The 10,681-nt window shown below is 59.6% G+C and carries 7 protein-coding genes, 1 tRNA gene and 1 other RNA gene; 2 read left to right on the forward strand and 7 right to left on the reverse strand.

What is annotated here, in order from left to right:
* Positions 1 to 59 precede the first annotated feature (59 nt).
* The 4 genes from BMZ01_RS10715 to ffs form a co-directional block, all read right to left on the reverse strand.
* Positions 60 to 2,120, reverse strand: a complete 2,061-nt coding sequence (locus BMZ01_RS10715; protein WP_092287247.1) for a DNA polymerase III subunit gamma and tau — start codon at positions 2,118 to 2,120, stop codon at positions 60 to 62.
* Between the two features lie 18 nt (positions 2,121 to 2,138).
* On the reverse strand, positions 2,139 to 2,705 hold the full coding sequence (locus BMZ01_RS10720; RefSeq protein ID WP_092287249.1) for a suppressor of fused domain protein: 567 nt from the start codon (positions 2,703 to 2,705) through the stop codon (positions 2,139 to 2,141).
* On the reverse strand, positions 2,702 to 3,955 hold the full coding sequence (locus BMZ01_RS10725; RefSeq protein ID WP_092287251.1) for an aspartate aminotransferase type Ic: 1,254 nt from the start codon (positions 3,953 to 3,955) through the stop codon (positions 2,702 to 2,704). Before BMZ01_RS10725 ends, BMZ01_RS10720 begins: the two co-directional genes overlap by 4 nt.
* Positions 3,956 to 4,017: 62 nt before the next feature.
* An RNA gene (ffs, locus tag BMZ01_RS10730) (signal recognition particle sRNA small type) lies at positions 4,018 to 4,114 on the reverse strand.
* A 108-nt stretch (positions 4,115 to 4,222) separates the two neighbouring features.
* Here ffs and BMZ01_RS10735 point away from each other — a divergent pair.
* Positions 4,223 to 4,310: transfer RNA gene (locus BMZ01_RS10735), tRNA-Ser, on the forward strand.
* Positions 4,311 to 4,422: 112 nt separating this feature from the next.
* On the opposite strand, the gene gluQRS is transcribed toward BMZ01_RS10735, so the two are convergent.
* Complete coding sequence (gluQRS, locus tag BMZ01_RS10740; protein ID WP_092287253.1) at positions 4,423 to 5,346, reverse strand: tRNA glutamyl-Q(34) synthetase GluQRS; 924 nt, start codon at positions 5,344 to 5,346, stop codon at positions 4,423 to 4,425.
* Between the two features lie 29 nt (positions 5,347 to 5,375).
* On the opposite strand from gluQRS, the gene BMZ01_RS10745 reads away from it, so the two are divergent.
* On the forward strand, positions 5,376 to 6,035 hold the full coding sequence (locus tag BMZ01_RS10745; RefSeq protein WP_223845977.1) for a queuosine precursor transporter: 660 nt from the start codon (positions 5,376 to 5,378) through the stop codon (positions 6,033 to 6,035).
* Between the two features lie 337 nt (positions 6,036 to 6,372).
* Here BMZ01_RS10745 and tgt read toward each other — a convergent pair whose 3' ends face one another.
* On the reverse strand, positions 6,373 to 7,647 hold the full coding sequence (tgt, locus tag BMZ01_RS10750; RefSeq protein WP_092287255.1) for a tRNA guanosine(34) transglycosylase Tgt: 1,275 nt from the start codon (positions 7,645 to 7,647) through the stop codon (positions 6,373 to 6,375).
* Entirely contained in the window at positions 7,644 to 10,022 is a 2,379-nt protein-coding gene (locus tag BMZ01_RS10755; RefSeq protein WP_092287257.1) for an MMPL family transporter, read from the reverse strand. The genes tgt and BMZ01_RS10755 overlap by 4 nt, the downstream gene beginning before the upstream one ends.
* Between the last annotated feature and the right edge of the window lie 659 nt (positions 10,023 to 10,681).

Raw genomic sequence — 10,681 nt, forward strand, 5'->3', positions numbered from 1 at the left:
CAGACCATCCGGCAGTGCTTTCGCAAGCAATCCATCCCCTGCCAAGAGCGAAAAAATTTTTAGAGCCGGCGAGCACCTAATTCAGATTCGACTAGCTCCATGGCGATAGTCAGGGCATCACGGTGATCGAGTTCCCCGGGGCCGCTAGCAGCCTCACGGATGAGCTCTTCTTCCGCTAGGGATTCTTCCGGCTCAGGAACATAGGAATCTTCCATCGGAGGAGCTGGGTAGTCCTCTTCTGGGTCTGGCGGCAGCGGTACCCCATCATCGAAGGTGGTCTTCTCTGCTAATGCCGCTTGACCGCGCGCGGCTTTCTCCGCCCACGTGGGAGTAGGCGGGGTGGGCTGCTCTTCCTTTTCTTCCGGGACGGGAGCAGGCTCTGCGGTGGGGATCGCCTTGGGCTGCCCCCACGTTGAACTTTCAGCCGGCGCGGGGGCTTCAGCTTTTCCCGGCGGAATTTCCCGGCCAATTACGCAGCGGACCGCGGTGATTGCCTCAAAGTGTTCTCGAAGCACTGCGAGGATCGGGATGTTATTGGAGCTCGCGTTAATCCGCTCAGCCAAGGCCCCAGTGTTGTGGCCCAGCACGAGGGTGCCATCCTCCACGCCTAGAACTACGGCTTCGGTGAGCATGATCTCAGCGACCTTATTCTTCTCACCGATTTGGGCACGCAGGTGGGACCACTTCTGGCGGATCGCGGTGGTCAGGTCTGCTGTCTCAGGCTCCTGCGGAGGGGCTTTCACTTCCTTAGGCTCCTGAGGCTGCGGTGCCCTAGGCTCCTCAGCCATCTGCCCAGCCACACCCGAGACCTCCGAAACCACAGGCTCAGCCTTCTGCCCAGCACCAGCCGAAACCACCGACTCAGTCTTCTGGCTCACCTCAGCCCCAGCCCCACCCGAAACCACCGGCTCACTCTTCTGGCTCGCAGCAGCAGCAATGGCACGGGCACGCTCGGAGGGGCGCACATAGTCAGCTTGTGCGGCAGGCGCATTCATCGGGGCGCTCGGCGGCCCAACAACCTGAGGGGCACCACCAATCAGCAGGTGCGCGCAGAGGATCTCTAGGAGCAGCCGCGGGGAGGTAGCACCGCGCATATCGGAGATGCGTTCATTGACCGCATCGGCAAGCTGAGCAAGCGCACCGGTGCTAAAGCGGGCAGCTTCAGCGCGGAGTTCTTCGGCGCGGTCGGCGGGCGCATCAACCAACCCCATATCAAAGGCATCGGGAACGGCCTGCAGAATCATCAGGTCGCGGAGACGTTCCAGCAGGTCAGTAACAAACCTGCGGGGATCGTGACCAGCTTCGATGACATTATCCACAGTGCGGAAAAGCTCCGCCGCATCACGAGTGGCTAAAGCATTAATGGCGGAATCAATAAGAGTGATATCCGTGACCCCAAGCAAGGGCAGCGCGGACTCATAGGTCAGCCCCTCCGGCCCAGCACCGGCCAGCAGCTGGTCCAAGATGGACAGCGAATCACGCGGGGAACCCCCACCGGCGCGAATAACCAGCGGGAATACCGATTCATCCACCTGCACCCCCTCGGCTTCGCAGGTACGCTGCAAAAGCCCCCGCATCGCCTGCGGAGTAAGCAACCGGAAAGGATAGTGATGCGTCCGGGAGCGAATAGTCCCAATAACTTTTTCCGGCTCAGTGGTGGCAAAGATGAAAATGAGGTGCTCTGGGGGCTCTTCGACGATCTTCAGCAAGGCATTGGAGCCCTCAGTGGTAATCATGTGCGCTTCGTCAATAATGAACACGCGGTAGCGGGATTCCGCTGGCGCATAGTAGGCGCGGTCGCGCAGTTCCCGCATATCGTCCACACCGCGATAGCTCGCGGCATCCAATTCGGTGACATCCAGGTTGCCGGGCCCACCGGGGGCCAGCGACACGCAGGAAGAACACACCCCACAGGGCGTGGAAGTCGGGCCCTGCTCGCAATTCAGGGAGCGCGCCATAATGCGGGCGGAGGAGGTTTTACCGCAACCGCGGGGGCCAGAGAAAAGATAGGCATGATTGATGCGGCCGGAGTCCAGGGCGACCGATAGCGGGCCGGTCACCTGCTCCTGGCCGACAACCTCCGCGAAGGAGGCAGGACGATATTTCCGATACAAAGCCACGTCTGAGAGCCTACCGGTTTAGCGCGACCAGTCGAGCAGATCGACGTCCTCAGCTGCAAGTTTCTCCTGCAGGGCACTCACCCCAGCCTCGTGCAGGAAGTCGCGTTCGGCGTCGGTGAGCATCACCAATTGCAAGAGCACGGTGAGCCGACCGAGTGCGGGATCGCCATGCCCGGGGCCGTGGACATCGCCGGGTTGTTCCCGCATCTGCGGGGATTCCGGGCCCCAAACATAAGGGACGGTCAGCAGTGCGTGGCGCACCGAGGATTCCGCTGGGAGGAGGTCCTCAAGGAGGCGACCGGGTTGCGCGGGTTCATAGGTTTCCGCCAGGCGGGCCACCACCATGCTTAAAACTTCGGCGATGACTTCAGCGGGGGCTTGGGCGACCCCAAAAATTTCGGAGCGAACTTCCATGGGTGAACCATGAGCCACCAAGCCGGTGTCTAAGGCGGCAGCATCCGCAGTACAGGCCAGGGCCTCCTCCCCGAGGTCGGCCACACCAATGTGCACGCCACCAATGTCGATGAGGTGGAGTTCCTCGGGGAAGATGCTATTGAGCCAATAGTGGGTTTCGGCTAAATTCACGAGATCTTTTCCACGGCAGCAAGCAGCACGCAGGTGGCTACTCCGTCCATGGCGGTTTCCAATTCTTCGACCGGCGGGAGGGAAGGTGCCAGGCGGATATTGCGGTCATTGGGATCTTGGTGCAGCGGGAAGGTAGAACCAGCGCCGGTCAGCGCAATGCCGGCATCCTTGGCCAGCTGAATCACACGCGCGGCGGTGCCATCGAGCACATCCAGGGAGATGAAGTAGCCGCCTTCGGGGCGGGTCCAGGAGGCCACCCCATAGTCAGAGAGGCGTTCATCGAGGATGCGAAGCACTGCCTGGAACTTCGGGGCCAGGGAAGCAGAATGCTTGAGCATCACCTGGCGAACCCCTTCGGCATCGCCGAAGAATTGGGCGTGCGCAAGCTGGTTGACCTTATTGGGGCCAATGCCGCGGATGGAGGCGGTCTTTTCATACCAGGCGAGGTTCTCTGCCGAGGAAGCGAAGAAGCTCACGCCGGAACCAGCGAAGGTGATCTTGGAGGTCGAAGAAAAGCACCAGAAACGGTTCGGGTTGCCGGCTTCCTCGGCGAAGGCAATCACATTGTGGATCTCCGGGAAGGAGTCCGTCAGGGTGTGCACCGCGTAGGCGTTATCCCACATAATGCGGAAGTCCGGGGCGGCGGTGTCCATGGCGGCCAGTGCGCGGCAGGTTTCCTCGGAGAAGGTCACGCCGGTGGGGTTGGAGAACATAGGAACCACCCACATGCCCTTGACCTGCGGGTCTTTCACCAATTCGCGGACCGCATCCATGTCGCAGCCATCCTCGGTCATGGGGACGGTGATCATCTCCACGCCGAAGGCTTCGGTGATGCTGAAGTGGCGGTCATAGCCAGGAACCGGGCAGATCCACTTCACCTTTTCTTCTTGAGACCAGGGCCGCGGGGAATCATTGGTGCCGAAGTGGAAGGCCCAGCTCACCAGGTCGAATTCGATATTGAGGCTGGAGGAATCCTCGGCGAGCACCTGCTCTACCGGGAGGCCTTGGACATCGGCCCAGATTTGGCGGATGTCTTTAATGCCTTTGAGGTTGCCGTAGTTGCGGGTATCGGTGCCATCTTTGGCGACATAGTTACCGGCGCCGGGCAGGCTCAAGAGTTCATCGGAGAAGTCGAGCTGTTCGGCGGAGGGCTTTCCGCGGGTGAGGTCCAAGTTGAGGTCTTTGGCTTTGAGATCTTCATATGCTCGGCGGATCTCAGCAGCATTTTGTTGGAGCAGTTCGGTGTTCACGGAGTACCTTCCTGTGGTGGCGAGCGCCTTGTTACAACTACTCTAACCCCGATCTGAGGAAAAAATAAGGGACCTCGCGCACCCGTGAGAGCCCGCTGACCCTTGCTGCATTCCTGCCCTGGGGGAGTTCACGGGATCAACGCCGCGCGAGATCCTGTCCGACATGCTACCCCATGAGCGGGCACGACTACCAAAGAGACGGGTTGATTTGGTGCGATCCGCTGTTCTTGTGTACGGTATTTCAAGAACGCAGCCACGGCTGTGTCTGGAGGATTCGACTAGCGGCCTATGTCGCACGCCTGGAACGCGTGTTGGGAGCAATCCCTCAGGGGTTCAAATCCCCTATCCTCCGCCACTCAAGCCCCCGGGACTTTCCCCCGGGGGTTTTGCTTTGCCCGAGACCCTGGCCTGGGGGAACAGGTCTGGTCACCCTCGGCAGGGGGTTACGGTATGCCGCACCTTATTTCCTACTCGCGCGAGAAAGATTGTGGTGTGCCTACCCCAGCGAAAACCCAGGGGGAACGCGGGAGCCGAGCTGCATCGAAGATCTCGGGTAAAGCCTGGACGGAGTCGATGCCGGTAAAGCCCAGGGACTCGGTGAGTAAGAGAATGATCTCGGGGATGCTGAGGTCGAGTTCGCGGAGGGTGACGGCACCATCGCGTTTGGCGAGGCGGGCGCCGCGGGGGTTGAGGACGAGCGGGACGTGAATGTATTCGCGCGGGGGTTGCACGCCGAGCATGCGGGCGAGGTAGGTTTGGCGCGGCGCGGAGTCGAGCAAGTCATCGCCGCGAACCACCTGGTCGACGCCCTGGAAAGCATCATCGACAACGACGGCTAAGTTATAGGCCCAGCCTGGTTCCTGTCCGCCGCGACGCAGCACCATGTCATCGACGGGGCCGCAAACCTCGCCGTGGATGAGGTCGTGGATGCGCTCCTGGTGATGCTCCGCGCGCAGGCGGATGGCGGGGTGGCGGCGCTGGGCGCGAAGTTCAGCGCGGCGGAGTTCGCGGACCTCTTCGGGCAGGTCACGGCAGGTGCCGGGGTAATCATCGGGGCGTTGGTGTGGGGCGCGGGTAGCTTCGCGGATATCGCGGCGGGAGCAATAGCATTCATAGTGCGGGAGGCGGGCCAGCGCTTCTTCATAGGCGGCGTAGCGATCCTGCTGGTAGAGGATGGGGCCATCCCAATCCAAGCCGAGAGCCGCGAGATCCTCGATTTGGCGTTGGGCGCTGCCTGCGGAGGAGCGTTGTTCATCAATATCTTCCACACGCAGCAAAAAGTTGCGGCCGCTGCTACGCGCACTAGCCCAGGCGATGAGCGCGGTACGTAAGTTCCCGAGGTGGAGGTCGCCGCTGGGGCTGGGTGCATAACGGCCTGCGGGAAGAGTCATATTTCCCAGGGTATGGGAAAATAGCGCTCATGCCAGAATCTTCGCACCATATTGATGTGCCACGCAGCCTCTACCCCATGATTGTTGCTGCCTTTGTGGCAGTGTTTTTAATTTCCAATGTGCTGGCGACCAAGGGGGTTGCCATTGGGCCGCTGATTACTGATGGGGCTTTCTTCCTTTTCCCGGCAGCCTATGTGCTGGGCGATATTTTGGCAGAGTGTTATGGCTTTGTAGCGGCCCGGCGCGCTATCCTCACCGGGTTCGTGGTGACGATTTTTGCGATCATTAGTTTTTGGATTGCGATTTGGTTGCCAGAAGCACCCTTTTATGAAGGTCAGGGTGCCTTCGAGGCGGTCTTGGGCTTAGTGCCGCGCATTGTGCTGGCTTCTTTATCGGGCTATTTATTGGGCCAATTATTGAACTCCTGGGTGCTGGTGAAGATTAAGGCGATCACCGGGGAGGGTTCTTTATGGGCGCGGTTGATTGGCTCCACCATTGTTGGTGAATTTGGCGATACCCTGCTGTTTTGTTTAATTGCGGCGCCGGTAATTGGGATTAGTACCTGGGGGCAGACCGCGAACTATGTGGTGGTGGGGTTTGTGTGGAAGGTAGCCATTGAGGTTCTGATGCTGCCGATTACCTATGCGGCGATTCGTTGGGTGAAGCGCCACGAGCGAACCCCACGGTGAGCGTCCCCCCTCCTCACCGTGGGGCTCAACGGGGATCATCCTTATGCTTCCCCATCTCAGGGTGCAGCGCAGCCCCCCTTTGACTACGTGCTGCACCTTGGGGAAGGGCATAAGGGTTCCTCGCGCTGTGGATCCCCGTTGATGAGCGCACATGCTGAGTTAGAGCCCCGGAATATACCGTGCTTGTGCGGCGAAAAAACTCGCATATGCCCCGAAGGAAACCTGGCGTAGGAAGACCTGAATCAGATCCGCGGGGATGAACCCCGGCCCCGTCAATGAAGCTAGACGCTTCGGCCGGGGAAACAAGTCCGTGGGGGTAATCAATAGGCTGGGTTTCCTAGTTCAGTGGGCGCTGCTTTCCGGCATAGTAGCGGCCCAGGAATTCATCGCGGTAGGCATAAAAATCACCGTTGTCGATGGCGGCGCGGATATTGTCGACCAAAGCCACCATGAAGGAAAGATTGTGCAAGGTGCAGAGCGTGCCGCCGAGGAACTCCTTGGCCTTCATGAGGTGGTGGATATAGGCGCGCGAATAATTTTCGGAGACATAGCCGCCGAATTCCTCGTCCACCCCGCTGAAGTCGCGCTTAAAGCGTGCGGCGGTGAGGTTGAGGCGACCATCGAGGGTATAAACCCCGCCGCGGCGCCCCAGGCGGGTTGGCGCCACGCAGTCGAAGGTATCTGCACCGGCCTCGATGGCGGCAAATAGATCATCTGGTTCGCTGATACCTAGCAGGTGGCGGGGTTTTTCCGCTGGCAGTTCCTCGCACACCCACCCCACGATGGTGCCGAGGTTTTCTTTTTCTAAGGCCCCGCCGATCCCGAAGCCGCCGAAGCCGCGGCGCCCTTCCGCCTGCGCTTCGCGATCAAGTTCAATGAGCCCACGGGTGGCTTGGCGGCGCAGGTCCTCATATTGTGCGCCCTGCACCACCCCCCACAGCGATTGCTTGGGTTTGTCATGGCGCTCGCGGGTGAGGCGATCATGTTCAATGAGGCAGCGCCTGGCCCAGCGGTGCGTGCGCTCCACGCTGGCTTCTTGGTATTCGCGGGTGTCGATGAGGGTGGTGAGTTCATCGAAGGCGAACATGATATCTGCACCGAGCTGGTGCTGGATCTGCATGGAGATTTCCGGGGTGAAGCGGTGCCTGGAGCCATCAATCACGCTGCGGAAATCCACGCCCTCTTCATCCACATGCGCGTAGCGGTCCTTGCGGGCAGCGCGAATATCCTTTTCGCTCAGGTCCGTGGTATCCATCGCCAAAACTTTCTTAAAGCCCACGCCCAAGCTCATCACTTGGAATCCACCGGAGTCGGTGTAGGTGGGCCCATGCCAATTCTCAAAAGCTGCGACACCACCAGCTTCATCCACAATATCGGGGCCGGGCTGCAGGTAGAGGTGGTAGGCATTGGACAAAATGGCCTGCGCCCCGGTGGAACGCACCTGCTCCGGGGTCAGGGTTTTCACGGTGGCCTTGGTTGCTACCGGGATGAACGCCGGGGTGTGGATATCCCCATGCGGGGTATGGATGATGCCGCTGCGGCCGTGGGTTCCGGACTTAGCTTCAAGTTGCGTCCCGAGGGTAAAACTTAGGTCGCTCGTGGTGTCTGTCATGAAGGAGAGTGTAGGGCCTCCCACTCCTTCTCCAATGCAGTGCCCTCAATATCGAGGTGCGGGAGGATGCGATCTAACCATTCCGGCATCCACCAGGTGGCGCGCCCCATCAAGAACATGGACGCCGGCACCAACGCCATGCGCACGAAGAAGGCATCAAAAAGCACACCGGCGCCCAGCGCGAAACCGAAGATTTGGATGAAGGGCAAGGGCTGATCAATGAAGGCCACGAAGACGGCGATCATAATCAGTGCTGCGGCATTCACCACGCGGGCGGCACTGCTAAAGCCCTCAATCACGGAGGATTCCACCGCGTTATAGCGTGATTGTGCTTGTTCGGCGGGGTCATAGCTGGTGATGTATTCCCGCATTCGGGTGACCAAGAAGACTTGGTAATCCATGGCTAGGCCGAAGGTCACGCCAATGAAGAACACCGGTAAGAACGACACCAGCGGTGCTGGGGTATTCACCAACCCCCATAGGCCCTGCTGCCACACCAGCACTGTCAGGCCAAAGGCTGCGCCAACGGAAAGCAAGAAGCCTAGGCCCGCAATTAAGGGCACCAGCAAGGAGCGGAACACAATGAGCAGCAGGATAATCGCCAGGCCCACCACAATGCCCAGGTAAATGGGCATGGCTTCGGCCAGACGCTCAGTAATATCCATCTGCACGGCGGTCAACCCAGTAAGACCCACGTGCGCGCCGGTGGCGGCCTCAATTTCTTGGGCACGGGACCGCAGTGAATGCGCTAGCGCCAGGGTTTGGTTATCCGCCGGTCCGGTGTAGGGGGTCACCAGCACCTGCGCTACGGTCTTATCCGCATTCACATTCACCAGCTGTGCATGCTTCACCTGGCCCAAGCTATTGGCGGTCTGCGTGCTATAGAGGAAAGCCGCCAGCGCGGTTTTTTCCTGGTCGCTACCTTGAGTCTGTGCCTCAATAAAGGGTTGGAGCGCCGGGGCTTCAGCATGTGCTTCATGCGCATCCACCAGCATCAAAAAGGGTGCATTAACGCCCGCTCCGAAGGCTTCTTCCATCAGGTCAGAGGATTTACGCTGCGTGGTGTTGTAGTTCTGGGTGGCATCAGAAGGCAGCGCCATATCCAGATCCAACACCGGGGCGCTAAGAGAACCAAGGCCTAAGATCACCACGCCCACAATCAGCGCGGGGAAGCGGTGCACGAAGGTCACCCAGCGTCGCCCGAAGGAGGACTTCTCAGCTCGTCTAGAGCTAGCCTTGCGATTGCCCGCGATAAAGGGCACCCGCCCAGCAAAGGCCTTATCCTTAAAAATCCCCAGCAGTGCCGGAATCAAGGTCAAGGCCACCAGCACCGCAATGAAGACCGTCATTGCTGCGGTGAGCCCCATGGCGCTGAGGAATTCGATGCGCACAGTCACCAGGGCCACCAGCGCCACGATCACGGTGACGCCGGCAAAGACCACCGCTGAGCCCGCGGTAGCTACCGCCATGCCGGCGGCTGTTCGTGCATCCATGCGCACTCGCTCGCTGCGATAACGCGACAAGATAAAAAGCGCGTAGTCAATGCCCACCGCCAGGCCAATCATCACCGCCAGCACCGGGGTGATGTTATTGAACTCCCACCAGTGCGTGAACATGATGATCAAAAGCGACCCCATGCCCACCCCAATCACAGCGGTGATCAGCGGCAGCCCCGCGGCCACCAGGGAGCCGAAGGTCAAGATCAGCACAATAAAGGCCACGCCCAAGCCCACCAACTCACTGGTGGATTTCACTTGGATGGGATCCCCAAACCCGGGGCCACCGGCCTCCACAATCAGCCCCTGATCTCGGCCTTCCTGCATCGCTTCATTGACAATGCGGCGCTGCTCCGGAGTCACATCCATCGAGGTCGGTACATCAAAAGTAAAGGTGGTATACCCAATCCGGCCATCCTCACTGACCATCCTCAGATTCTGCGCATCCGCCTTCGCAACTTCTTCCGGCAGCCCCTGGTCCACCGAAATTTTTTCCACCATCTCAACCAGCTTCGGCGAGATCTGAAGTGGATTACCAAAGCGCTCCGTCCCTGTAAGGTCCGGGATCCCCTCCTCAATGCGCTGCACCACCCCATCAATCGCCGCAGAATAATCCTCCAGCTTCTCCCCTTCTGGCGCCGCAAACACTAGGTTCACGCTCGCCGCCGCCACCGGGTTGAGGTCATCCGGGAAGGCTTTCACCAAGTCATGGGTGGCATCAATGGAGGGCGTGCCATCGATCCGAAAATCCGGGCTGAAGGGTCGCTGCACGCTCAATGCAATGCCGGCAATGATGCCCAAGAGCACCAGCCAGCCCGCCAAGACCAGCCATCCGCGGCGGAAGCACCACGTACCGACGCGATATAACAGTCGAGCCACGAGTCCTCGATACCCCTTCTTTACACTCTGGTTGAGATTCCCAGTCTACGTGGGCCAGCGCAAAGAGCTTCCGGGGTGTCTTAAAAAAATTTTTCCCCGAGACCCTGGGGTGGGGTTCCCCCGCGCTGCGCCTCGCGGGCAGGTGCCTGGGGTCTGCCACACCTAGTTGAGGTTAAGTAGCAAAAAGTGTGTCTGGTTTTCGGCGTTACAGCTGGTCAGGGTATGTAAATCCGAGTTTTATTAGGTTCCGGGGCTTATATCCGCAACTTCAACGTTCAATCCACCGGAATGGCGCCCACATGCGCTAAGCCCGGCTTGGCGTGCTTTCCCCGAAATCAAAAACCAGCCGCAATGCCCCCTATACGCTGGGCAAATAAAATAGAAGTAACACCACACACCAAGATCTACGTAGATGGCAGTGCAACGACCTTCGCTGCGAAGTGACCCACCCACAACTGCACCAAATGACCAAGCCGCGTAACTGCACAGCACTCCACTTTCACGCCACCTGCACTACAACACGGTCCCCGCTAGCCAGGCCCACCAAGTAAACCAGCGGACGCCAAACGACCGATTTACCCGGTCTCCACATAGAAGCATGGCCAACCACAGTGCCCCACACCGCGACTAAAAAGGTCCTCATCAACCAAGCAAATACT

This window comes from Corynebacterium spheniscorum (assembly GCF_900113445.1).
Classification (GTDB): Bacteria; Actinomycetota; Actinomycetes; order Mycobacteriales; family Mycobacteriaceae; genus Corynebacterium; species Corynebacterium spheniscorum.